This window comes from Nostoc sp. MG11 (genome assembly GCF_014904695.1).
Lineage (GTDB): Bacteria > Cyanobacteriota > Cyanobacteriia > Cyanobacteriales > Nostocaceae > Komarekiella.
In genome coordinates this window covers 93,431-117,572 of sequence record NZ_JACXXN010000002.1, presented here as the reverse complement: position 1 = coordinate 117,572, position 24,142 = coordinate 93,431, and the positions used below count along the sequence as shown (strand labels likewise).

Below are 24,142 nucleotides of genomic sequence, written 5' to 3'. Positions count from 1 at the left end.
TTGTTTTTCAGGTGTTCATGACTACATCAATAATTAACAACCAAAAACTAAGTGATGACCTTGGTAATTCTGATCTAAGGCTCAAAGATATTGTCAAAAGTTTGCCACGAGAATGTTTTCAGCTGAACCGTCGCAAAGCTTGGACACAAGCTTTTATCAGTGTTTTTACGGTTGGCTTAGGCTACTATCTTCTGACAATCACACCTTGGTTTCTGCTGCCCCTAGCTTGGATTTTTACGGGCACTGCTTTAACAGGTTTTTTTGTAGTTGGTCATGATTGTGGTCATCGCTCATTTGCCAAACGTCGTTGGGTAAATGATTTAGTGGGGCACTTTTTCATGATGCCGTTAATTTACCCCTTTCATAGTTGGCGCATTAAGCATAATTATCACCATACTCATACCAACAAGCTGGATGAGGACAACGCCTGGCATCCCATTAGACCAGAAGTTTTTGAGAGTTGGGATAAAACCCGACAGTCTGCTTTTGAGTTGTTTATGCGTAAACGCCTCTGGTGGGTAGGTTCTATTGGACATTGGGCAGTTGTGCATTTTGATTGGCGCAATTTCAAGACTAAAGACCAATCAAGTATTAAGCTTTCTGTGGCTGTAGTAGTTCTATTTGCTGCGATCGCTTTCCCTATTGTAATTGCCACAATAGGTATTTGGGGTTTTGTCAAGTTTTGGCTGATGCCCTGGCTGGTCTACCATTTTTGGATGAGTACTTTTACTATTGTTCACCATACTGCTTCAGATGTTCCTTTTGTGACATCGAACAAGTGGAGCGAAGGCATAGCACAGCTATTTGGCACAATTCATTGTGATTATCCCCGTTGGGTAGAATTTCTTTGCCACGATATCAATGTCCATGTCCCCCATCACATTTCTACTGCTATTCCTTCTTACAATTTGCGGCTAGCTTACAGCAGCATCAAAGAGAATTGGGAGCCTTATTTACATAATGAATGCCAGTTTTCTTGGTCTTTAATGAAGCAGATTACAGACCAGTGTCAACTGTACACTACTGATGTTGGCTATAAGACTTTCAACGAATATTACTCAAAGCGATAAACAGCGTTTTCAGCAGTTTTGCTATGAGCATTATGCTCCTGAAAAAAAAAGGAGCATTTATTGTGCTGAGAGTTAATGGAAGTTAAATAGATTTTGGCAATTCTCTACTTAAAATTGTTTAGTTAATTGCCAGACATTACTCTTGTGTGTTAGCAAAAACTAGTATCATAAGCATCGCAGAGGTAAGATTATCTTGCCTCAAACTAAGGTTACGATTTTTATCCAATCAAAGAATCCAGTGCAATCAAATATCATCAATTTCAACAATCCTCAGAACTATGAACTGTCCGAGGATACAACAAAGCTACCTTTTACTCTTCAGGATTTAAAAGCTGCAATTCCCGCTGAATGCTTTCAGCCAAATGTGACAAAATCACTGTTTTATTTCTTTCGTGACATCCTGATTATTGGTCTGCTTTACGCGGTCGCTAATTACCTGGATTCTTGGGCTTTCTTTCCGATTTTCTGGTTAATGCAAGGAACGATGTTTTGGGCTTTGTTCGTAGTTGGACATGACTGTGGACACCAATCTTTTTCTAAGCATAAATGGCTCAATGATTTGATTGGACATCTTTCTCATACACCGATACTAGTTCCTTATCATGGTTGGCGGATTAGTCATAGAACTCACCACAAAAATACTGGCAATATCGATAATGATGAAAGCTGGTATCCTGTGACTGAATCGCAGTATAAGGAAATGCCTCTAGTACAAAAGATAGGCCGATACTATGTTTTCTTATTGGCTTATCCAGTGTATTTGTTTAAGCGTTCTCCTAATAAGGAAGGCTCTCACTTTTCCCCTAGCAGCTCGCTTTTTAAGCCATCAGAAAAATGGGATGTCATTACCAGCACTGTACTCTGTACTTGTATGGTAGGTTTGCTAGCTTTCCTCACCTATCAATGGGGTTGGATGTGGTTACTAAAATATTACGCTGCACCATACATTGTGTTTATTATTTGGCTAGATTTGGTGACATTTTTGCACCACACTGAGCAAGATATCCCCTGGTATCGTGGAGAAGATTGGACTTTTCTAAAGGGTGCGATTTCTAGTATTGACCGTGATTATGGTTTGGTCAATCATATCCACCACGATATTGGGACTCATGTGGCTCACCATATATTCCTGAATATCCCTCACTACAATTTGCTAAAGGCAACTGAGGCGATTAAACCTATTATGGGTGAATACTTCCGCAAATCTGAGGAACCAGTTTGGAAGTCACTGTGGCGTTCAGGCGTGAGCTGTCATTTTGTTCCCGATGCTGGTAGTAAGGTTTACTACACATCTAAGAAGAAATTGGCTAAAGGCTAATTGGCGTGATTAGTGAATGTAGAGAGGCTATACTTTGCTTCTCTACAACCCTCAAATTTTTTTGATAATTCCTAGTTCAGCGTATAGCAATAGCTTCTGTATATAGATATAGCGATTCTCATTTAAATAAGGCAAGCATCCCCAACAATTATCTTATCTTTACTTTTAAGTAACTTAATCAGAGTATGAACTGCACCAGATGATGTAACAACTTCAGCCATGTACTCTGAATCTCCCAGATAGTTAAGATAATTAAGAATTTTAGTCTCTAGCATTTTTTATTAATGACTAAAACCTTCCATTTCCCTGGACAATGTGCTTAACGGTAGTCAAAGTTTCTAAGCTAATAAATCCCCGGCGATGACCTTTTTGGTTTGACATTCCTAGAAATACTGAATCTCCTCGTGAAGGGTTGCGAGAAAAACGTGGGGAAGCATTGATGTATGTAGAGGCGCTGTTAACTCCTAAAGCAAACTGCCGACTTTCCTGATATGATTCAGTCATAATGCAGTCTGCATGACCGCTGCTATATTCATTAATCCAGGCGATCGCACCCTCTAAACTATCCACTAGTTTAAAAGCTACTGTCCTAGTTAAATAAGCATTTCCCCACTCGTTTTCCTTCGCTAGATGCAACTGCGGAAAAGCTTCTACTAATTCCGCATCCCCTTTAATTTCAAAGCCTTTTTCCTTTAAGCTGTTCCACAAAACTGCTAAGGAAGATGGCAAAGCTTGGCGATGAATTAGTACCTTTTCGATAGCATTCACGGGGTCTGGTTCACTTTGATGGCTATCAATAATCATCCAGCGCACCATTTCTAAGCTGCTATTAAGCGACCAGTAAAGGTAACAATTACCCATTGCAGACTTTAAAACTGGGCAAGTTGATTGTCGCATTACTTGCTGAACCAAGCTAGAACGTCCGTAGGGAATCACTAAATTCACATACTGATCTTGAATGACTAAATCACGAACAGAAGCACCATGTTCTGCTGTGATTAGTTCTACACAGCCTGATGGTAGACCAACTTCGGCGATCGCATTTTGCAATACATCAGCGATCGCCGCGTTAGAATGGCTAGCTTCTGTGCTACCTTTAAGAATCAGAGTATTGCCAGTTTTAATACAAAAACCAGCTGCGATCGCTCCTAAATCGGGAAACGCCTCATAAATAAATGCAATCACTCCCAAGGGCATTAACTGAGAATAACTCTGGGAGTCTTCTAGTTGATAGTCAGCATTCCTGACCCGCCGTAGTGGATCGGATAATTCCCCCAACCGTTGTAGAATATCTACGGTTGTCTCTAGCCGTGTAGGAGTCAGCTTCAGCCAATCTAATATCAATTCTGGTACTGCCATTTCCCGACTGGCTTCCAGATCCAAAGTGTTGGCTTCCAGAATGTCGTCAAATGAACGTTCTAGGGCCTGTGCCATTGCTAACACAGCGCGACTCCGGTCTGCTCCTTTTGTCAATCCCAATTTTAAGGAAGCTTGATACGCGCGTTGAGCACTAGTAATTGGTTCGGGGTAATCATCCAAAAATTCAACGGTCATTGAGTTAACGTCTGTAGGTAAGCCAGACCATTAATGCTGGCAGAATAGCTAATAGCACCGCCACCATTGCCCAAGCAATAATGCTGGAACTATTTGCCAATCGCAGTGCTAAGGGCAGCCATATAATCACTAGCACGAAAATAATGCCCAGTGCTATGGGCAGATAGCTTTCTCCAAATCTAGGATGAACAACATGCCAACTATTTCCTGTCCAGCGCCAAGCTCGCTTGTAGGGATAGGTTGTAGAAAGTTGTTCTAGGACATAACCATTATCTTCCAGTACAAATATTTGCTGACAGCGATCGCAACCAAATGCTTCTGTCAGCGTAATCGGAATTAACCGCCCCCGGCGACGGCAGGGACAGGGATATTCCGTATTAAAGTCTATTTTTTCAGGTTTTTGAGATTGCACAAGCGTTCTAATAACTTGAGCGTGTTTTTTACAAACTACGAGAAGATCAATGCCTTAGCGACTGATTTCCCTGTGATCAACTTTTTGTATAGATAGCGAGGCAAACACTGCCATGATTAAGACAGGCAGATGAAACCAACTAAAGGCTGTCGTGATTGTTGCCTAGGGAATTCGGTTGTCTGACCAGAGGATAGCTATCTTTTGTCCTTGCCTGTAGTTAGCAGTCTGGGTTAAAAATTTTTTCCTCTTCATTTTTGGCTTTAAAAGAAATGTATTTACATTTGGCAGGCATTTAGTGTACTGACATATCTAATACGATCTTAAGTTTACGTGGCGACAACTGCTAAAATAACCCGGTTAGAAAAGCTACTCCTACAAGCAACACGGTTATCTTTGAGTATTTCTCTACCCTTTGTTCCTCACAAATTATAAGCATTTGTTCAGAGACAGTAAAGTTAGAACCTTAACCCGTTTGAGTGACTTTTTTATCTAGATATATTTTGGCTAAATTCGCTGCCAAAAGACGTGTTGCGCCTTACAATCCTGCTATTTAAACAGACTTCTTTGATCAAGTGTAGTACACCGCACACAAAACGACTTGTTTGCATCTACAGATATCTAATGCCTACTAAATCGCTCTTGATGTGGACTTAAAGTACTGATTATATTTTACATTTTTTCGTCGTAAGCGGGTAACGCGATTCGAACGCGCGACATTCACCTTGGCAAGGTGACGCTCTACCACTGAGCTATACCCGCAATTCCAATGTGAATATTATGATCTCAGATTTATCCCTAATTGTCAACCCCTTGATTTAGTCGTTAGTCATTAGTCATTAGTGAATAACAAATGACTAATGACGAACTAGCCTAGTTCTTCCGACTCCGCAGCTAAATTGCCGACGTTGGCACTTTGAAAAGAAGCTGGCAAAGACTGGGTATTTCGAGAGTATGGCTCCGCCAGGTTAGAACGCAGCTGCCGCATGAGGCTTGCCATTTCCAAGGCGCTCATGGCATAATCCCAGCCATGATTGCTTTTGATACCTGCCCGTTCTAAGGCTTGCTGCATAGTATCGGCTGTCAAAATACCAAAAATCACAGGTACACCTGTTTGAAAGCTAGCAGCAGCAACGCCCTTCGCTACTTCAGAAGAGACGATATCAAAATGAGGTGTTTGTCCCCGGATGACTGCACCTAGGCAAATTATGGCATCATAGCGATGGGACAGTGCCAGTTGGCGAGCTACCACAGGTACTTCAAAACTTCCTGGTACCCAAACATAGTCTACCTGACTGCCGTGGAGGTTGGTATCTACACCGTGACGTTTCAAGCAATCTTGACACCCCTCCAGGAGCTTAACGCTAACCAGGTCATTGAATCGACCAATCACCACTGCAAACCGTAAAGGTTCTGTTTGAATAAAACTTCCCTCAAAAACTGCCATGACTGCCTCTGAATCAGGTATACTTCTGGCCAATATACATTTCTTCTTTAAAAAATGTAGAGGAGCAGGAAAGCACGGTTAGGAAAAAGGAACTAAGAAAAAGATCTCTCTTTTTTTCCTTTGACCTTTTAACTTGGCTTTTCTGCCCCTCTAGTTCTTATATTATGTGCCTCTGCCAGAGCGAAGCCGTCGTCTATACGACAAAAAAGTTTAACAAACCGACTAAAAATACTAACGCAATCCAGACGCCAGAACCAAGCCAGAGCAGCTTTTTAGATTCACCCCAACTTTGGGGAGTGGCATAAGCAACAGGGACACCTACAACCAGGACAAAAGATAGCGCAACCAGACCTATCAAAGCAATTTGGAATATTATGGTCATTTTTGCTTCTCCCAAGCTAGCGAAATACTAAAGATAGAATATCCTAAAGGGTCGACACTGACAGTTTTTCCTTATTTTTAAGCTAGCAGAAATTGTAACTTTTTAGTCATTTGTCCTCTCTTATAAAGTTCTGTTCGCCGGAAGTCGGCGCTCAGACTTTGCGCTTTGTCTTCTGTCCTTTGTTTAAGTACCAATGACTAATGACCAATGACTAATGACTCTTGATTATGGACTTAATTCTTTGCCACACAACAGCTGATTTTGACGCATTAGGAGCTGCGGTAGGGTTAACACGCCTGCTACCGGGGAGCAAGATTGTGCTATCTGGCGGCTCTCACCCTCCTGTACGGGATTTTTTGGCCTTGCATCGAGATGAATATTCTCTGATTGAAAGGCGTTCAGTTATTCCTGAAAACATTCGTTCCCTGACTGTAGTGGATACACAACACCGCGATCGCGTGGGTAAAGCTGCTGAGTGGTTAGATTTACCCCATGTAAAAGAAATCATAGTTTATGACCATCACCTAGGACAAGAATCGGATATTCCCGCTACGCAATCATATATTTCCTCTGTGGGAGCTACCACAACTTTAATTGCCGAGCAATTGCAACAACAACAAATTTCCCTCACTCCTGCCGAAGCAACGGTGATGGCTTTGGGTATCCACGTTGATACTGGCTCGTTGACATTTGACCAGTCCACACCACGAGATGCCTTGGCTTTGGCTTGGTTAATGGAACAAGGTGCTAGTTTATCGGTAATTTCCACTTACCGTGACCCTGGCTTGTCTCCTCAATTGCAGCAGCTATTAACCCAAGCGCTAGAAAATTTGGAATATCTCTGTATACACGGATATACCATTGCTTGGGTAACTTTGAAAACTGAGGGTTTTGTGCCAGGGTTATCAAGCCTAGCCTCAGAACTCGTCGAGTTAACTGAAATTGATGCCATACTGCTCGCGAATGAATATTCTTTAAACAAAGATGACGTACGCTTAACAATAATTGGGCGATCGCAAATTCCTAAGACAAATCTTAACCTCTTATTCCAACTCCTCGGCGGTGGTGGTCATTCGCAAGCAGCATCGCTGAATCTCCGAGGCGTAGACTCCAAGGCAACATTACAACAACTCCTGGACGGGGTAAAAGCGCAAATTCCCCATCCTCCCATTGCTAGGGACTTGATGTCCTCTCCTGTCCGCACTATTCTTCCTGAAACCACAATTGCTGAAGCACAGCGCATTTTGTTGCGTTATGGAAACTCTGGTTTATCTGTAGTCGATGCCCAAGGACAACTTGTAGGTATTATTTCACGGCGAGATATTGATATCGCCTTGCATCATGGGTTTAGTCATGCGCCAGTCAAGGGCTACATGACAACGAATCTCAAAACGATTACACCAGATACAACACTGCCACAAATCGAGGCGCTGATGGTGACGTACGATATTGGGCGCTTACCTGTGTTGGAGAATGAGCAATTAGTGGGTATTGTTACTCGCACTGATGTCTTGCGGCAATTACATCAAGAAAGAGAGGAAGAAAGAGGAAGAGGGGGAGAGAGAGAGAGGGAAAGAGGGGGAGAACGTCATCTTAATCTCCCTCAATTGCAAAATAAACTTGCGCCTCAATTGTGGCAATTACTCACCGTAGCATCGCAAGCAGCCCAAAAGCGGGGTTGGCATCTTTATCTAGTAGGTGGTGCAGTCAGGGACTTGCTATTAGCGGAAGAAGCAGCAGGTACCTTAATGATCAAAGATATTGACCTTGTAGTTGATGGCTTTCATAAATCAGCAGATGTCGGTGCTGGTGTGGAACTAGCAAAGGCACTCCAGCAACTTTACCCTGCTGCTCGCTTAGAAATTCATGGGGCTTTTCAAACTGCTGCTTTGTTGTGGCATAATGACTCAGAATTAGATTCTTTATGGGTAGATATTGCCACCGCTAGGACAGAATTTTATCCTTACCCAGCAGCGAATCCAGAAGTTGAGGCAAGTTCTATTCGTCAAGACTTGTATCGGCGAGATTTTACCATCAATGCAATGGCGCTGCGGCTCACCTCCCCCCGTGCTGGTGAATTAATCGATTTCTTCGGCGGGTTACTGGATGTACAAGCCAAGCAAATTCGGATTTTACACCCCAACAGCTTTATCGAAGACCCCACCCGCATTTATCGCGGTGTGCGCTTTGCTGTGCGCTTCGGATTTCAGATTGAACCGCAAACAGAAGAGTTTATTCGCTATGCCATCAATAGTGGCGTTTACGATCGCACTGCCCAAGAGAATAGCAAAACTCCAGCCCTACAAACTAGACTCAAAACAGAATTGAAACATATTCTGGAAGCCTCTTACTGGAAATCGGCTTTACAGTTACTCGATAATTTGGGGGCATTGCAGTGCATTCATCCTATCCTGAAATTAGATGAGGAAATCCTACGGCAATTACGTTTGCTAGAACGTTGTTTGCGACGATTTGATGCTGAACAATCCCTCATTCATTGGCAAATGCGTCTAGAAGCATTAATCGCTCACCTAACACCTGAATATCGAGTCAAAGTAGCAAAGAATCTGCAATTACAAGAGGATAGCATTGCTAGGTTAAAAAACTTAGCCCAAAATTCTACTCAAGTGATAGAATCCTTACCTACTTTCCAACGTCCCAGTCAAGTGGTGCAGTTATTGCGACAATACGATTTACCAATGCTGATTTTAATTGCCTTGCAAAGTCCGCGACACATTAGACATCAAATTTGGGAATATTTAACTGTTTGGGCTAATGTACAGCCACTTTTAAATGGCAATGATTTAAAAAAATTGGGTTACAAACCAGGGCCCGAATATCGGCAAATATTAGATGATCTACTTGCTGCTACCTTAGATGAAGTGATTAAAGATAAAACTCAGGCTAAAGAGTTTTTAGCCAAGCATTATCCACAATAATTGTTATTTCACAGATGTGGTTTTTATGCAAACACAAACACCAAGAAAGTATTATACTCCAGAGAAATATTTACAACTAGAGGAGACATCGGAATCCAAAAATGAATACCGAAATGGAGAAATAGTTCCTATGCCTGGTGGTATGACTAATCACAATGAAATCGCAGGTAATTTTTATGCAAATTTTAAATTGACGATGCGGGGTAAAAATTACAAAATCTATATGGGTGATGTCAAATTGTGGATACCACGTTATTGCATCTATACTTATCCAGATGTAATGGTGATTCAGGGACAACCAATATATGAGGGGAATGGCGCTACCAAAGTAACAAATTCTTTAATGATTGTAGAAGTCTTATCCAACTCGACACCAAATTACGATAGAACAAATAAATTGAGATTTTATCGTTCCATTCGGAATTAAAAGAATATATTATGATTGACCAATACGAGTATTTTGTTGAACAGTTCGTTAAAAATGCTGATGGTCAATGGGTATTAAATGAATACGAATCATTAGATGCAGTTTTATCGCTCCAGTCAATAGAGCTTCAAATCCCCTTCAGTGATATTTATGAAGGAGTTAATCTTCAAATACAGGAAAATGATACTCTATAGGATACGATTTAAATTTTTATTTAAAGAGAAATTGCACTACATAAATACTTTGTGAAAATAAGTATTTACCTACAGCACGTTGCGCGATCGCAGTAGACTAAATTGTATCTGGGTCGATATCTAACTCGCGCAGTTTTGCTGCTAAACGTTCTGCTTTTTGTTCTGCCTGTTCTGCTCTCTCTTCTGCCTGTTGTGCCATTTCTTCGGGTGTTGGTACTAATTGCCCATCTTGTGTAAAAAACCGCAATAGACCTTTATGAATTCCCAAATATAACCCTAGTTGATGACTCCACAAATGCCCTTGTTCCGAAGCTTGCAGAGGTTGATATTCTCCATCTACTAAATGAAATCCTACAAATTCTAACGTGTAAGGCTCGAAGTAAAAATAATCCGGTGTGCGGAAGGTATCTTGATAAATTTCTTTTTTTAAACCTTTATCTGTATTTGCTGTTGATTGAGAGAGAATTTCTACAATTACATGAGGATATTTGCCATCTTCTTCCCAGACTACCCAACTTTTACGGATTTTGCGTTCAGTTCCCAGCACTACAAAAAAGTCCGGGCCTCGGAAGTATTCTGATTTGCGTTGGTGCGGACTGTAATAGATAGTTAAATTTCCAGCCGCGTAGAAATCATTTCTATCTCGCCACAGCCATTCCAGGCATGTTAAAAGTAAGATTATTTGTCGTAGATGTAGTTCGCTTTCCAAGGGAGGCTCATCACTATATAAATCACCAGGGGGAAAAATAACATCTTGACAGATGCCTTGTTGATCATCTAATTCTTGAGCAATGGTCATAGAATGAATACGGCATCAAGTAGTTATGGATTTATTTTAGCAGTTTTGTAGTAGGCGATCGCGTAGCGTACCGTAGGTAATCGCCTATTTTTAGGGTAAGGGTAAATAAACTATTCTGTCTTGATATTCATCGTCTTCTGATGCCAAAGCAACTATTATGAGTTCTTCTATATTTTCACCAATACTTAAATTTGGATTGAGGATAAAAATTCCTGGTACGTGACGATTAACAGCAATATAGTCAGCTAAATGTACTGGCATAGAAGTTCGGTTATTTGTCACTAATATAAAATTATTATCCTCACACCAACACAGAATTTCTGGATCGAGTGTACTTTTTAGTGGAGTTTCTGATTCTCCTACCACTTTGATCGCAATCTCAGGTTCTCGTAGTCTAATTTGATTTGGATATACAGGATTGACATTTTCATCAATCAGATATTGCAGTGTCATGCTTGCTGTTTAGCTTGTCTTTCAATTCGGAGTTGGCGCAGTTTTTCTGACACTGGCGGGGGATTAAGCCTCTGTTGTTCTCGCATTCTATGACCGTGTTCTATCCAGTTTTTGATGTAAGCACTGACAGTTTCTTTGTTTTGCAGATAATAAAGAATTGTTGCATATACTTGCTCTAAAGATATTGTTTGATAAATTTGGGCAATTTCTTCTGGAGAACGTCCACAATCAATGTATTCATAAAGAATTGTTTCAATTCCAATTCTTGAATCTTTCAGTCTAATGTCTTCAGAAGAGAGAAAGTTGAAATACTCTGCGATATGCTTGGTAGACATAGATTGACCTATATTCATAGTTAGTTATTATAATTATGATAATTTTTTTATAAAAGCGATCGCACTACATTAAGGCTTTGCAAAAAAATGCGAGCGCATTCTTAGAGGATGTTTTAAAAGTATTTGGCTGTGATTTTAGGCACTTAATGATCCCCCCTAGCCCCTCTTAAAAAGGGGGGAACCAGAATCAAAGTCACCCTTTTTAAGGGGGATTTAGGAGGATCTAGAACGTTTTCCTATCGACAAAAGGACTTTTAAAACATCCTCTTAAGTTAGGCAGAAAAAAAGAGAGTGCGATCTTATCTTTGTCACAAACAAGACTAGATCACCGACTTCTTTAAGAAGTCGGTGATCTGTTTGATTACGGTTTGATTAAAGATTCTTCAGACTGGCGATATTTAGTAATTAATCTACGTTTTTTTAGGGGTGAATAAAGCAACATGGAAAGTGTAGGTAAACTGGTTCCGGTTAGTGCTAACAAAATAAATGGATTTAGAAAGCCCGCTATTATCCCAGTTCCTGCGCTAGCTCCAAATCCTAATGTTAGTAGTATTAGTACAGTTGTAAATGAGTCTTCAGCCAAATCTATAACCCAATCCCTAGCCCAATCCACCGCCTTACCCACCGCCTTACCCACAGCCATACTCACAGCCCCACCCACAGCCCCACCCACAGCCCCACCCACCGCCTTACCCACAGCCATACTCACAGCCCCACCCACAGCCCCACTCACAGCCTCACTCACAGCCCAACCCACAGAGTCTCCTCGCTTTAGTGCGGAATAACCCGCCAAAGACCCAACTATAAGTGAGAGAATACCGAAAAACAGAATCCACCTATATCCAAAAGTTTCTAACAACCAACTTGCAACCGCACTTCCAGCATTAGTAATAAACCAAGTCGTAGCCACACCTACCACCACAGCCACTAAAAACAGCCTAATTAAATCACCAGAGGCTATCTTTCGCTTTTCAATCGGTAAAGCAGCCGTCTGCACCTTCACCGTTAAAGTGGGAGTCTCTGGATAAGCATTACTGTGGAGTATCAGTTGACGTTTATACTGCTTATCCGCCATCAATTTACTCGTATCCACATGAACCTGACACTGAGTATAATTCCCGCTAAACTGAGCAGGTGTCACCGCAATCCAAGCATGAGCATCTGGCGTATGCGGTGGGTCATGAGGATGGGGTGCAATTTCCCATCTACCTTGTAGTAAAGTATCTGCTATAAGGTTCTCAATAGTAATGCTTTGCGTTAGCTTTTCCCCTAATCGGTTCGCTTTGAACTCCAGCACTGTTTCACTGAAATCAACTCCCGCTACACGAATAACATCAAGAGGCTTGAGTGCTTCTAAAGCTGATTGTGCATTAGCGAAACGGTTTTTCTGTATCGGTTGTACCATCTTTTCCAACCAACCCAGAAACCGTAGACTCAACCGAGGTAAAAGATGGTGAAACTTGATTAAATATGGATCATCTTGATCTTGCAATTGATCTATTTTGGTTGATTTGATTCCTGTCAGTAAGCAAATCAAGGTTACACCCAAACTATACAAGTCTGTAGCGTCTGTTGGTTTAAACATTTGCTCTGGTGGAATAAAGCCAGGAGTACCTCTAAATACACTACTCGCTGCAACTTCCTGGCTACCAACACGAGCAAAACCAAAGTCAATTATATAGACATTGAGTTGCTCATCTACCAAAATATTTTCCGGTTTAATATCTCGATAAATTATCGGCGGAATCCGATTTTGCAGATATACAAGAATTTCTAAAACTTTAACTGCAATTTGTTTAATTTCCTCTGGTGCAAAGCTGCGGGTTTCTGCTAAAGATGGCGCATTGATATATTCTTGAACTAGACAAAAGCCATCAGGTCGCTCAAAAGAACTGAGATAGTGGGGAATACCAGGATGATTAAGTTTCTGTAAAAATTGAATTTCTTTTTCGCAAGCTCTGAACCCAGACCAACTAGAACTAGCTTGGGCAAAGCAAAACTGCTTGATTACTACGTGTTCCCCTGTATTAACTTTTGATGCTAGCCAAGTAATCCTTCCTCCTTCCTGATTACGTCCTAATTCTCGCAAAACTTGATAGCCGTGTTCGCTGAAATCTGGATAGCTCATAGTTCAAGGGCAACAAGTGAAATATCCCAAATTTGCTGTGTATTACGCAAATACACTTAAATCAGCAGGGGTGATTCAATTAATCAATGTTTTTAACAATAGTCATTTCTTCTTGTGAGATGGGCGTCTCGCCCGTCCTGGGGCAGGCAAGATGCCCACCCCACAAGATGTAGATGTATTTAAGATAGAAAAAAACTGCTGTAAATCTTTCTAGTAGGGCTGGGGAGTGTGGAAATAGAAAAAGCGATCGCTACCCTTCCGAAATTCCTTCATGCTACACTGTAGTCAATATCAAACCTCATCACAACTCTAACGAGATAGCACAAATGAAGTAGTACCAAGCACCTGTTGCGCCAAAGCAACAAATGTCAACGAAGAATAAATGCAACTAGTTTGACAGGGTTACTTCACATAGTCATGCACTAAAAATATTGTCATCACTCGTATCTACATTGAACCGCTTGGCAAGTGTCTGCGGCTAATTTTTTTATGTCTAATTATCCCCGTAATTGTTGTGAATACACGGGTGGAAGTTTGCGAATTGAGGTTTGAGAATAATGCCGAAAAAATCAATATTGTTAGCTGATAATTTAGCCTACGAACTCAGCTTAGACAGAACTTTATTTAAAAAAGTTCAGGTGAGTATCGAAGCAGGCGATCGCATTGCTTTAGTCGGTCGCAATGGTGTAGGAAAATCAACCCTACTCAAGATGATTGCAGGTCAAATTAGCCCCAATACAGGCTCAGTTTGGCGTAATTGTGTTGTCTATTATTTGCCACAAATCAGCACTATCAGGCAAGAAATTACAGCAGATACAGTACTTAATTTTTTGATTTCCATCTCTGATGAATGGTGGAAAATTGAGGATATTTTGCAAACACAATTTGATACAAAGATTGATTTGTATTTACCAATTACTAACTTGAGTGGAGGAGAACTCACAAAACTATTTATAGCGATCGGTTTAGCTCAAGAACCAAATTTGCTGTTGCTAGATGAGCCAACTAACCACATGGATTTGCAAGCGTTAGAAAGTTTAAGGCAATTTCTCCAAAATTTCACTGGCGCGTTTGTGATTGTCTCGCACAAGCCTTTTTTCTTAGACCAAGTGACATCTGTAACTTGGGAACTTATACCTGTTGGAATAAAGGTATATGGAGGCAATTTTTCTCAGTATCGAGAACAGAAAGAAATCGAGTTAGAAGCAGCATTGCGATCGCACGAAGTTGCCAGAAAGGAACTCAAACGTGTCCAAACTACAGCTATGCAAGAGCAGCAACGCGCAGCGCAATCTAGTCGCAACGGTCGCTCCCAGGTTCTTAATGGCAGTGTAGACAGAACGGCCGCAGGACTAATTAAAACAAAAGCTGAGGCTTCAGCCGGAACTGCGAAAAAGAAACATGAAGCAGCTGTAACCAAGGCTAATCAGAAGGTTACAGATACAAAGATAAAAACAACAAAAACGACGAGTATTCAACTAGAAGAAAAAAGTCAAAAACGCAGGAATCTGATTCATATTCAAGGTGCAAATCTAAGGGTGTCAGAACGCCTGTTAATTCAGAACATTCAGCTACATATCTCCTCTGGCGATCGCATTGCCATTGTCGGCGCGAATGGTTCAGGTAAATCGAGTCTGGCAAAGGCAATTCTGCGGATGGATAAGCAAACAGCAATTTTGGAATCGGGTGAGGTTTTGCTTGCACCAGCGATGAAAGCTGTATATCTCGATCAAACTTATGAACTGGTGAATCGAGAGCAGACGATTTTGGAAAATATGCAAACTGCCAATCCCAATCTCAGCTATCAGTTGTTACGTCAACAACTGGGACACTTTCTATTTAAATATGATGACGTTCATAAAACAGCATCAGTATTGAGTGGGGGTGAATTGGCAAGATTAGCGATCGCAATCATCAGCATATCTGAAATCGACTTACTGATTCTTGATGAGCCAACTAATAACCTAGATATTGAAACTGTTGAACAAGTGGTTGCTGGTATCAATGAGTTTCAAGGAGCTATTTGGGTCATTTCCCACGATCTAGATTTTCTCAGCCAAATTAACATTACCCAAAGTTTAAAGTTGAGCAGGCAATCTCTGCAAATGACGATGTATTTACCCAATATGCTAGAGCAATATTATCAAGAATTACTGGAATGTTATGATGGATAGTACTTGTTACATTAATTGGCGATTGCGCCTAGACTAAATACTTTTTAGAACAACACTATCCTATTATAGGAGTTAATAAAAGAGTATACTAACTAACTACAAACAAAAGTTACTATATTTAGAAGTTGAAACGTTTTAACAGTGATTGTAGTCCAGCAAAAATTGTTGGTTTAGAGGACATAATTCTGTTTATATCTTCCAAAGCTTGTAAAACTTCAGTAGCAGACTGATATCTTTGCCTAAAGTCGTAGCGCACCATCTTATCTAAAATAACTGCAACTTCATCACTAACTTGTGTCTTGTTCCGCCAGAGAATTTCATTTGTCTCAGGATTTTCTGGTAGTTGGTTAGGGAATACGCAGGTGAGTGCTTGGATACCAATCAAGCCTACAGCATAGATATCGCTGCTGAAAGATGGTTTACCAGCCATTTGCTCAGGAGGTGCATAGCCTGGAGTACCAATGGCAACAGTTGAGTTCATTTGTCCCTGAGCGTTAACTATATGGCTGCTAATTTCTCTGACAGCTCCAAAATCAATCAAAACTAACTTTTGATCTCGATTGCGTCTAATTAAATTTGAGGGTTTAATATCGCGGTGAATTACATTATGCTGGTGGACAAACTCTAACACTTTTAAAATGTCGTATAAAATAGCAATCACCTGAGTTTCAGGTAACGGCTTTCCAGGGGTGAGTTCTCGATCCAGGCTATGACCATCAATAAATTCTTGAACTAAATAGAACTCCTGATTTTCCTCAAAGTGAGCAAAGATACCAGGTATCTGGTCGTGGTTTCCTAGCCTGTACTGGACTTCTGCCTCAGATTCAAACAATCTTCTTGCTATCTGCAAAACTTTTGGCTCTGTCTGTGCAGGCCTAAGTTGCTTAACAACACAGGGAGGGTTGCCGGGTAGATCCATATCTTCGGCAATAAAAGTGTTTCCAAATCCACCAGCACCAAGAACTTTAATAATTTTGTAGCGTCCTCTCAAGATACTCCCTATCACCGCAGACTTTCCTGTATTAGAAACCTCCGAATTTATAGAATTACCAATCATTGTTGGTATTGCTTTTGACTCTACTGTTGGTGATGATGGCTGGGTATTATGCTCAATTAAAGTAGATGCCCGTTGCAAAAATTCACCACAGTGTGAACAAAAGGTATTATCAGGAGGATTTTTATGGCCTTTGCTACAAGTAGGTGAGAAGCTTTGTACTATCGACGTCTGAGTTAAAGCCTCACCACAGTAGATGCAAAAACGATTGTTAAAGTGATTCTCATGTCTCTTACTACAAGTAATTACGACAGTTTGTACCTTTGGCGGTGATGTTGTTGGCGAAGAACCAGGAAGTACAGTTTGCAGCCAAGCGATCTGACTCGTATTCTCTATTTCTGACTCTATACCTGCTACATTATTTTGATTAGATTGCTTTTTGATTTCGATACCGCCAAGCGATCGCCAAGTTAGTGGTACTTCTGCCGGATTTTGAAAAGTCATTGGCAACCAAGTAGCACCAGGAAATTTATTCTCTAAACGATTTATCCTTTCTCTTGCTCTCCGCACCGCAAGATGTAAAGGCTTTCCTGAAGCAAATGCTTCAAGAAAACGCTGCAAAAACTTCTGTGCTACTTCATCCGCTACAGGCTCTCGCATTACTATGATATTTGGGACGTGCAACTGGGCCAATTGCCGCGCTATTCCCAACCCATCACAGGAGTTAAAAATTGCTAACTGCAAACCGCGTTTAACAGCTTTTCTCAGATCAGGTTCTAAATCATCAATTGTTATACTGTCCTCGTCATTAAGGTCGATAAAACCACTCTCTCCGTCTTTTTCGCTACGGCTATGACCTGCAAAGAAAAGTATTTGTGGTTTATGCTCATCAATTTGGTCACATAAATACTCTAAGCTCGGCTTATCTAAATGGATCAAGCAGGCGTTTGAGTTTTCAGCTAACTGTTTTACCAACATCTCCCAGTCTGTTTTGGTATTAATTCTGGTGTCTCTGCCGAAAACTGCTAAAATTTTGACTTGACCTTTGGTAGTTGCTATTTGTCCTTTTTTCACTGGTAAAGACAAAGCAACTTCAGCTCGATGGTAATGCTTAAAAAAATCATCCCAGAGATGCCAAGGTAAACGCTGCAATTCTGGATTTTCAGTCTCAAATATGACCCGAATTTCTTCAGATTCGTCTTTCAGGCTTTGGAAAAGTTTTTCGCGGATCGGACTAAAATTAGAGTCTGCTTTTAACCAATCATTAAGACTTGACTTTAACTGTTTGCTAGCTCTTTTGATTTCATCAATAATAAAAGCGTCAGTACCTCCCGTGACGCCCATTCGAGCAGAATATCTACCTGAGACATGGCTACGATAATGTGATTGCCAATAGGTGTAGTGTTTATGCAACTCTGGCGCTGAAGGCAGTTTTCCTTTTGCAGCAGCAATCCACTGGCGATCGCCTTCCGTCCAAATCTGCAAAGATACAGAAAAACCGCTCTCAAAATTTCCCTCTACTAAATTAATTACAACTAACTTGCCCATTGCCGACCCCTTGCAGGCAGTTAAATCACAAAATTCCGCACGGTATTAGCATCACCCAACTGAATTTGCACGCTAAATTGCTCTCCAGGTTTGCCACTAATATTTAGTTGAATACTCTTATTAGTATTTTTGGCTTGTACTTCTAAAAGGTTCTTGCCTGAGATATCAAGCACAATGCATTTAAGACCTTGTGGCAGAGTTTTACTGCTAATTGGATACACTTGTAAACGTATGTCTCTTTCCTGATCTGCTTTTGGCTGGACAGCAACAACCAAAGCTAATGAGTTAGCGATCGCTTGCATTTCTAAATCAATCTGCTGTGCTCGTAAAACTCCTTGATCACCAGTACCACTTCTAGCAAACACTAATTTGTCTGTTTCGCCCAAAACCTCTTCTACTGTCTGCCAACCTGCTTCAATCATATTTTGCAGCCATTGGCTTAAGTTAACTGCTGTTTTACTTAATCCAAAATCAGAATCTACACCCAACACATCTTGTACAGGAATATCTAATATTTCTGTCAATTGACCTGATTTAAAAAGAGCATCAAGTTTCTCAAGACCTTTTTGGGAACCATCAAAAACTAGCTCCATACAACCTTCCTCAATTCTTCGTAGTCTTATTGAACCATCATCCAAAAGTTTATGGAGATGCTGAATAATCACTTCTAAGCGCGCTGCATCTAGATTTTCAACGTCTAACTCTAGCTTAACTTTGCGCCTGGCTTCAGATGGCTGCGGCAATTGTGATGTTTGATATGAACGCCAAGATTCTTCTAAATCTTGAGTTTTTAATTTCTGTTTTGCTAAATTTATATTGATATTGCTTAGTAAATTGACTTCAAAAATATCGCGGATAACTGGATTATGCTTGATCTCAGAAGTAAAGTTGTCGCGCACTTTTTCAAATAAAACTGTCTTAACCTTGGCTGCATAGCACTCAGGTATAAATTCCTCATTAAGCGCTTCTGCTATGAGTTTTTCCTTTACTGCTTGAACGCCTGCTTCCAATAGCTGACTTTCTGGAGTTAGCAGTGATGCAATTTCATCTAGGGATTTAAATGGTATGTCAACGTATTTTACCTGCTTGACATGTTTTAGCTCTTTAACAAGCTGCTTCAGCTTTCGGTCTAGCCATTGAAGTTCATCCCGGTGCTCTGGTGGGTAAATAATTACTGCCCGGTAGCGCTGCACAGAAGATAATTTGATTAATTCTTTATGACATTCTATAGTAATAGTTTGGAGTGCCGAGAGGAAACAAAGTTTAAGTATTTTTTCCAGATCATGATTGACTTGCTTGTCATTATGATGCAGGCGCTTCAAAACATTTTCAACAGAAGAAGCTATTAAAAGCGCATCTACTCTGTTAGTAAAGATACCTACTAAAAAAGGTATTAATATCAGCGTAAAAAGATCCATTTATTTGTCTTTAATATTTTTTAAATACTTAACTTTAATTAAAAATAATTGTCAAACTGTAGAAGTAAGTGATATGGCAACAAGTCACTACTGTGCTGCTTAGTGTCGATACTACCTTATACCCTCAGTAATAAAACTTAATGTTCTGAAATTACGACAAATTTTCCATATATAACCGTAATTACCACATTATAAGTTTGATTTTGCCTTTAATTGCTTATTAAGTGGTAAAGAATGCTATCTATACTAAAAAGTCTGCAACACCAAATTTCTAGCTCTACAGTAGAAGCCGCAATGCATACGGGCAAGTTATAATTCTCTTGCGGACAAGCGTAACAAAAATTTATGAGTAACCCCCTTGTGCAAGCCTTTTTCGTAGGCAGAGCAGTAGCAGAAGTGATTAATGAGCGACTAGAGGTCGCCTTGACAGATGCTTTGAGTGATCTGGGAAAATTTGATGCTGAAGCTAGAGAGCAACTGCGCCAGTTTACAGATGAAGTCTTAGAGCGGGCAAATCGTGCAGCCGAAGCTGCCAATGCTGGTCAAACTACTACAAGTACTGGACAACCCAGTTCCACTTCAGTTGATTTGCAAGCAGATATTGATGAATTAAGAGCAGAAATTGCTCTGCTGCGAACAGAATTACAACACCATCGCAGAACTTCTGCATAAATTTAGTCATTAGTCATAGTTATGGACAAAGAGAGATGTCCGTAGACGCTTCTGCCGTGAGACAGCGCTAGCGACGTTAGAAGCGCACCCTGCGAGAAGCCCTTGGGTGCGCCGGCTTTCGGCAAATAGAAGTTCGGGGAAAAATGACAAATGACACTTGAGCAAAAACAGTTTAGGAATCAGAGTGTTTTTTCTTCTAGGTGATTTCAGTTACAAACCAACGGTAAGCAAAGCATATGGAAACAGGTTATTCAGATAAAGCATACCGTTGGAATCGGGAAAATTACTCTAATAGACGGCGCTTTGTGGACATTTGGTCTTTTGTCTTGACCTTATTGTTCAAGCTTTGGCTGTATAACAAAAATTGGAGTTACACGGGTGGTGTGACTGAGGTAAAGCAAGCTGCAAGACGCCAAGCCCAAGCAGTCTGGATTCGCAGTACCCTACTAGACTTAGGGCCAACCTTTATCAAAGTCGGGCAATTGTTTTCTACCCGTGCTGACATATTCCCTATTGAATATGTAGAAGAGTTGGCCAAGCTACAAGACAAAGTGCCAGCATTTAGCTATGAGCAAGTAGAAGCAACTATTGAAAAGGAACTAGGTAAAAAAATTCCTGAACTGTTTCAGAGTTTTGAACCTATTCCCCTAGCTGCTGCTAGTTTGGGTCAAGTACACAAAGCTGTTCTGCACACTGGGGAATTAGTTGTTGTCAAGGTGCAGCGTCCAGGATTGAAGAAGTTATTTGAAATAGATTTACAGATTCTCAAAGGAATTACCCGCTACTTTCAAAATCATCCTAAATGGGGACGAGGGCGAGATTGGATAGGTATTTACGAAGAGTGTTGCCGTATTCTTTGGGAAGAGATTGATTATCTTAATGAAGGTCGCAACGCCGATACTTTTCGCCGTAACTTTCGTGGCTATGACTGGGTGAAAGTTCCAAGAGTTTACTGGCGTTATACCACTTCTCGTGTGCTGACCTTGGAATATGTTCCTGGGATTAAAATTAGCCAATACGAAGCTTTAGAAGCAGCAGGTTTGGATCGTAAGCTAATTGCTCGTCAGGGCGCTCAAGCGTATTTGCTACAGTTGCTCAATAGTGGCTTCTTCCATGCTGATCCTCATCCAGGTAATATTGCCGTCAGCCCAGATGGTTCTTTGATATTCTACGATTTCGGCATGATGGGGCGGATTAAGTCCAACGTGCGTGAAGGACTGATGGAAACACTGTTTGGTATTGCTCAAAAAGATGGCGATCGCGTTGTTCAGTCTCTCATCAATTTAGGAGCGATCGCACCAGTAGATGATATGGGTCCTGTGCGGCGTTCTGTCCAGTATATGCTGGACAATTTCATGGATAAGCCCTTTGAAAATCAATCAGTCGCGGCAATTAGTGACGATCTTTACGAAATAGCTTATAATCAGCCGTTTAGATTTCCAGCAACCTTCACTTTTGTGATGCGAGCCTTTTCCACCCTAGAGGGGGTAGGCAAAGGTCTAGATCCAGACTTTAACTTTATGGAAGTTGCTCAACCTTATGCAATGCAGCTTATGACCAATATGAATGGTTCTGAGGGGAATAGCTTTCTCAATGAATTAAGTCGCCAAGCAGTTCAGGTAAGTAGTAGCGCATTTGGACTGCCACGTAGATTAGAAGATACACTAGATAAACTAGAGCGGGGAGATGTACGCGTTCGCGTTCGGTCTATAGAAACAGAACGCCTGCTACGACGGCAGAGCAGTATTCAGCTTTCAATAAGCTATGCTCTGTTAATTAGTGGTTTCACACTTTCAGCTACGATTTTAGTGGTTACTAGTTATGTATGGTGGGCACTAGTGCCTGGTCTAATTGCAGCAGGGCTTTCAGTGATCCTGATCCGCCTACTTTTACGCCTTGACCGTTACGATCGTATGTATTAATTGTTGAAGAAAAATTTATGAAACTTAATTTCACGGGTTCCAGTGATCCGGGACTTATTCGTTCTAATAATCAAGATGCTTACTATATCGACCCAGAAGGGCGATTTTTCATTGTTGCCGATGGAATGGGCGGTCATGCGGGAGGTGAGGAAGCGAGTCGCATTGCAACTCAAGAAATTCAGGCGTATTTAGTGGGGCATTGGCAATCTTCCAAGTCTTCCCAAGAATTGCTAGAGCAAGCTTTGTGGGGGGCAAATGAGGCGATTTTACAGGATCAGCAAAATCATCCTGAACGCGCTGATATGGGTACAACGATTGTAGTGGTAATTTTTCGTGCTCCAGAGGCTCCTTGGTGCGCTCATGTTGGCGATTCGCGGCTGTACCGCTTCCGAGAGTCGCAATTAGAGCAAGTAACAGAAGACCATACTTGGGTTGCACGGGCGATCAAAATTGGTGATATCACTACAGATGAAGCACGGATTCATCCTTTTCGTCACGTATTATCACGCTGTTTGGGGCGTGAAGACCTGCATCAGATTGATTTGCAACCACTGGATGTAAAAGTTGGCGATCGCTTGTTATTATGCAGTGATGGTTTGACAGAAGAACTTGTCAATCAAAAAATTGCTGGCTACCTCCAAGACACGCCTTGGGTTGACAAAGCTGCTCTCTCTCTAATTGAGGCTGCCAAAGAAGAAGGTGGACACGATAACATCACAGTTGTCATTGTCGCACTCGAAGATAGTCAATAAATAGTCAAGGGTCAAGAGTAAAAAACTATGGACTTTAGACTGTTAACTTTTGACCTTTGACTCTTTGCGGTAAATATACTCAGCAATTTGTTCAGCCTGAGCATTTTTCTTCTTTACAACTTGATACAAATATTTTTAGCCTCCTTAGATCACTTTGGAGGCTAAATTTGCATAAATTGGTTAATTGACTTCTTGCACATTATAAGGTATGGCGAATATAATGCACGCTTAATACCTTTTATCCCCCTTTCTCCCATCAAGGGGACATTCGCTAAACCTTTCCTTTCAAGAAAGGTTTAGAGAGGTAGAGAGGTAAAAAAGGAGTTTCGGCCTGAGTTTACAAATTCTGAACTTTCCCGAAATCCGCTCTCATGGACTTGGGATATATATCAGTAGAGTCAGGTGCAAGAACTCAAAACCAAAAAAGTCCACACTTAGGATGTGGGCAACCTGTCAAACACTTGTTATCTTTCTTAATACGGAGGAACAAATGTGGGACAGAGAAAAGTCCAAATCTTAATCACGTTTGGACTTCTGTGAATGATATCACCTTTACGCGTTGTTTTTTCGGAGTTAATTATGAGTCAACCAATCGAATTATCCTTGGAACAGCAATTCAGCATCCGCTCATTTGCCACTCAGGTACAACACATGAGCCATGATCAAGCCAAAGATTTTTTAGTCAAGCTCTATGAGCAAATGGTAGTACGCGAGGCAACTTATCAGGAACTTCTTAAGCACCAGTGGGGCTTAGATTCAGGTTCCACTATGGCATAGAGTCTTTCTGATGTCGCAGTGGGCGACCTCCTTCTCTTGCTTAGTTCCAAGGAGGAAAAGAGCTGGGGATGCAGGGGCGTCAACTTCGATAAACAATTCCAAAGGCTGAGAATATAAAACCAAAGTGCAGGAGTTTAATTCACCATCTAAACCAGGACTTACTAATTATTTTGACTACATATCACTGAAGTCCGAATTTATTGAAGCCTTTAGCTTAAATTTACTGGTGCATAAGCAAATCTCTTTAACGTGTCAGCATCATAATTTATCATCCCCTGAATATACATGCAGAGGAAGCTTTCATAGAGACTAGCTTTTGCAGCTAACGTTTTTACTCTTCCTACTTTTTATAACTAAAAATTACAACTATATATATACATTATTTATAAAAGTTTACATTTTCTGAGTGACTACTCTTAATACTACAGAT

General features: G+C 40.9%; 18 protein-coding genes, 1 tRNA gene and 1 pseudogene. 9 read left to right on the top strand and 11 right to left on the bottom strand.

Annotated elements, in window-relative coordinates:
* The first annotated feature begins 17 nt into the window (after positions 1–17).
* Both HCR01_RS03130 and HCR01_RS03125 read left to right on the top strand, forming a co-directional pair.
* Entirely contained in the window at positions 18–1,070 is a 1,053-nt protein-coding gene (locus HCR01_RS03130; RefSeq protein WP_193195183.1) for a fatty acid desaturase, read from the top strand.
* A 238-nt stretch (positions 1,071–1,308) separates the two neighbouring features.
* Positions 1,309–2,388, top strand: a complete 1,080-nt coding sequence (locus tag HCR01_RS03125) for a fatty acid desaturase (protein WP_193195181.1) — start codon at positions 1,309–1,311, stop codon at positions 2,386–2,388.
* A 288-nt stretch (positions 2,389–2,676) separates the two neighbouring features.
* Here HCR01_RS03125 and HCR01_RS03120 read toward each other — a convergent pair whose 3' ends face one another.
* The 5 genes from HCR01_RS03120 to psbZ form a co-directional block, all read right to left on the bottom strand.
* Positions 2,677–3,942: a glutamate-5-semialdehyde dehydrogenase gene (locus HCR01_RS03120; RefSeq protein WP_193194441.1), complete on the bottom strand. Its 1,266-nt coding sequence runs from the start codon at positions 3,940–3,942 to the stop codon at positions 2,677–2,679.
* A gap of 4 nt (positions 3,943–3,946) precedes the next feature.
* Positions 3,947–4,354: a hypothetical protein gene (locus HCR01_RS03115; RefSeq protein ID WP_193194440.1), complete on the bottom strand. Its 408-nt coding sequence runs from the start codon at positions 4,352–4,354 to the stop codon at positions 3,947–3,949.
* Positions 4,355–5,041: 687 nt separating this feature from the next.
* Positions 5,042–5,113: transfer RNA gene (locus HCR01_RS03110), tRNA-Gly, on the bottom strand.
* A gap of 106 nt (positions 5,114–5,219) precedes the next feature.
* Positions 5,220–5,798, bottom strand: coding sequence for a 6,7-dimethyl-8-ribityllumazine synthase (gene ribH, locus HCR01_RS03105; protein ID WP_193194438.1), 579 nt, complete (start codon positions 5,796–5,798; stop codon positions 5,220–5,222).
* 193 nt (positions 5,799–5,991) lie between these two features.
* Positions 5,992–6,180, bottom strand: a complete 189-nt coding sequence (gene psbZ / locus HCR01_RS03100; RefSeq protein WP_162398750.1) for a photosystem II reaction center protein PsbZ — start codon at positions 6,178–6,180, stop codon at positions 5,992–5,994.
* 227 nt (positions 6,181–6,407) lie between these two features.
* On the opposite strand from psbZ, the gene HCR01_RS03095 reads away from it, so the two are divergent.
* Positions 6,408–9,119, top strand: a complete 2,712-nt coding sequence (locus HCR01_RS03095) for a CBS domain-containing protein (protein ID WP_193195179.1) — start codon at positions 6,408–6,410, stop codon at positions 9,117–9,119.
* A gap of 25 nt (positions 9,120–9,144) precedes the next feature.
* A pseudogene (locus HCR01_RS03090) lies at positions 9,145–9,740 on the top strand (Uma2 family endonuclease).
* Between the two features lie 97 nt (positions 9,741–9,837).
* Here HCR01_RS03090 and HCR01_RS03085 read toward each other — a convergent pair.
* The 4 genes from HCR01_RS03085 to HCR01_RS03070 form a co-directional block, all read right to left on the bottom strand.
* The gene (locus tag HCR01_RS03085; RefSeq protein ID WP_193194436.1) at positions 9,838–10,539 is read right to left on the bottom strand and encodes a Uma2 family endonuclease; all 702 of its coding nucleotides are present in this window, start codon (positions 10,537–10,539) and stop codon (positions 9,838–9,840) included.
* A 90-nt stretch (positions 10,540–10,629) separates the two neighbouring features.
* A complete protein-coding gene (locus HCR01_RS03080) occupies positions 10,630–10,992 on the bottom strand; it encodes a DUF5615 family PIN-like protein (protein WP_193194434.1) in 363 nt (120 codons plus the stop codon).
* The gene (locus HCR01_RS03075) at positions 10,989–11,327 is read right to left on the bottom strand and encodes a DUF433 domain-containing protein (RefSeq protein WP_193194432.1); all 339 of its coding nucleotides are present in this window, start codon (positions 11,325–11,327) and stop codon (positions 10,989–10,991) included. The genes HCR01_RS03080 and HCR01_RS03075 overlap by 4 nt, the downstream gene beginning before the upstream one ends.
* Positions 11,328–11,688: 361 nt before the next feature.
* Positions 11,689–13,455: a serine/threonine protein kinase gene (locus tag HCR01_RS03070; protein ID WP_193194430.1), complete on the bottom strand. Its 1,767-nt coding sequence runs from the start codon at positions 13,453–13,455 to the stop codon at positions 11,689–11,691.
* Between the two features lie 557 nt (positions 13,456–14,012).
* Here HCR01_RS03070 and abc-f point away from each other — a divergent pair.
* A complete protein-coding gene (abc-f, locus tag HCR01_RS03065; RefSeq protein ID WP_193194428.1) occupies positions 14,013–15,629 on the top strand; it encodes a ribosomal protection-like ABC-F family protein in 1,617 nt (538 codons plus the stop codon).
* A gap of 118 nt (positions 15,630–15,747) precedes the next feature.
* Here the strand turns inward: abc-f and HCR01_RS03060 are convergent, their stop codons facing one another.
* Together HCR01_RS03060 and HCR01_RS03055 are read right to left on the bottom strand one after the other, a co-directional pair.
* Complete coding sequence (locus HCR01_RS03060) at positions 15,748–18,171, bottom strand: protein kinase domain-containing protein (protein WP_193194426.1); 2,424 nt, start codon at positions 18,169–18,171, stop codon at positions 15,748–15,750.
* 20 nt (positions 18,172–18,191) lie between these two features.
* Positions 18,192–19,589, bottom strand: a complete 1,398-nt coding sequence (locus HCR01_RS03055; protein ID WP_193194424.1) for a DUF1822 family protein — start codon at positions 19,587–19,589, stop codon at positions 18,192–18,194.
* Positions 19,590–19,934: 345 nt separating this feature from the next.
* Between HCR01_RS03055 and HCR01_RS03050 the strand changes: the two genes are divergently transcribed.
* From HCR01_RS03050 to HCR01_RS03035, 4 genes are all read left to right on the top strand, one after another.
* Positions 19,935–20,261: a DUF6825 family protein gene (locus tag HCR01_RS03050; protein ID WP_193194422.1), complete on the top strand. Its 327-nt coding sequence runs from the start codon at positions 19,935–19,937 to the stop codon at positions 20,259–20,261.
* Between the two features lie 236 nt (positions 20,262–20,497).
* Positions 20,498–22,183 (top strand): ABC1 kinase family protein, encoded by a 1,686-nt coding sequence (locus HCR01_RS03045; RefSeq protein WP_193194420.1) that lies wholly within the window; start codon positions 20,498–20,500, stop codon positions 22,181–22,183.
* Positions 22,184–22,200: 17 nt separating this feature from the next.
* Positions 22,201–22,935, top strand: coding sequence for a Stp1/IreP family PP2C-type Ser/Thr phosphatase (locus tag HCR01_RS03040; protein ID WP_193194417.1), 735 nt, complete (start codon positions 22,201–22,203; stop codon positions 22,933–22,935).
* Positions 22,936–23,514: 579 nt separating this feature from the next.
* On the top strand, positions 23,515–23,712 hold the full coding sequence (locus HCR01_RS03035; protein WP_162398757.1) for an NblA/ycf18 family protein: 198 nt from the start codon (positions 23,515–23,517) through the stop codon (positions 23,710–23,712).
* Positions 23,713–24,142: the final 430 nt, after the last annotated feature.

Excerpts from the sequence above, each read along its gene's own strand:
- HCR01_RS03130 (WP_193195183.1), top strand. The coding sequence starts at position 18 with ATGACTACATCAATAATTAACAACCAAAAACTAAGTGATGACCTTGGT.
- HCR01_RS03120 (WP_193194441.1), bottom strand. The coding sequence starts at position 3,942 with ATGACCGTTGAATTTTTGGATGATTACCCCGAACCAATTACTAGTGCT.
- ribH (WP_193194438.1), bottom strand. The coding sequence starts at position 5,798 with ATGGCAGTTTTTGAGGGAAGTTTTATTCAAACAGAACCTTTACGGTTT.
- psbZ (WP_162398750.1), bottom strand. The coding sequence starts at position 6,180 with ATGACCATAATATTCCAAATTGCTTTGATAGGTCTGGTTGCGCTATCT.
- HCR01_RS03095 (WP_193195179.1), top strand. The coding sequence starts at position 6,408 with ATGGACTTAATTCTTTGCCACACAACAGCTGATTTTGACGCATTAGGA.
- HCR01_RS03085 (WP_193194436.1), bottom strand. The coding sequence starts at position 10,539 with ATGACCATTGCTCAAGAATTAGATGATCAACAAGGCATCTGTCAAGAT.
- HCR01_RS03080 (WP_193194434.1), bottom strand. The coding sequence starts at position 10,992 with ATGACACTGCAATATCTGATTGATGAAAATGTCAATCCTGTATATCCA.
- HCR01_RS03075 (WP_193194432.1), bottom strand. The coding sequence starts at position 11,327 with ATGTCTACCAAGCATATCGCAGAGTATTTCAACTTTCTCTCTTCTGAA.
- HCR01_RS03070 (WP_193194430.1), bottom strand. The coding sequence starts at position 13,455 with ATGAGCTATCCAGATTTCAGCGAACACGGCTATCAAGTTTTGCGAGAA.
- abc-f (WP_193194428.1), top strand. The coding sequence starts at position 14,013 with ATGCCGAAAAAATCAATATTGTTAGCTGATAATTTAGCCTACGAACTC.
- HCR01_RS03060 (WP_193194426.1), bottom strand. The coding sequence starts at position 18,171 with ATGGGCAAGTTAGTTGTAATTAATTTAGTAGAGGGAAATTTTGAGAGC.
- HCR01_RS03055 (WP_193194424.1), bottom strand. The coding sequence starts at position 19,589 with ATGGATCTTTTTACGCTGATATTAATACCTTTTTTAGTAGGTATCTTT.
- HCR01_RS03050 (WP_193194422.1), top strand. The coding sequence starts at position 19,935 with ATGAGTAACCCCCTTGTGCAAGCCTTTTTCGTAGGCAGAGCAGTAGCA.
- HCR01_RS03045 (WP_193194420.1), top strand. The coding sequence starts at position 20,498 with ATGGAAACAGGTTATTCAGATAAAGCATACCGTTGGAATCGGGAAAAT.
- HCR01_RS03040 (WP_193194417.1), top strand. The coding sequence starts at position 22,201 with ATGAAACTTAATTTCACGGGTTCCAGTGATCCGGGACTTATTCGTTCT.
- HCR01_RS03035 (WP_162398757.1), top strand. The coding sequence starts at position 23,515 with ATGAGTCAACCAATCGAATTATCCTTGGAACAGCAATTCAGCATCCGC.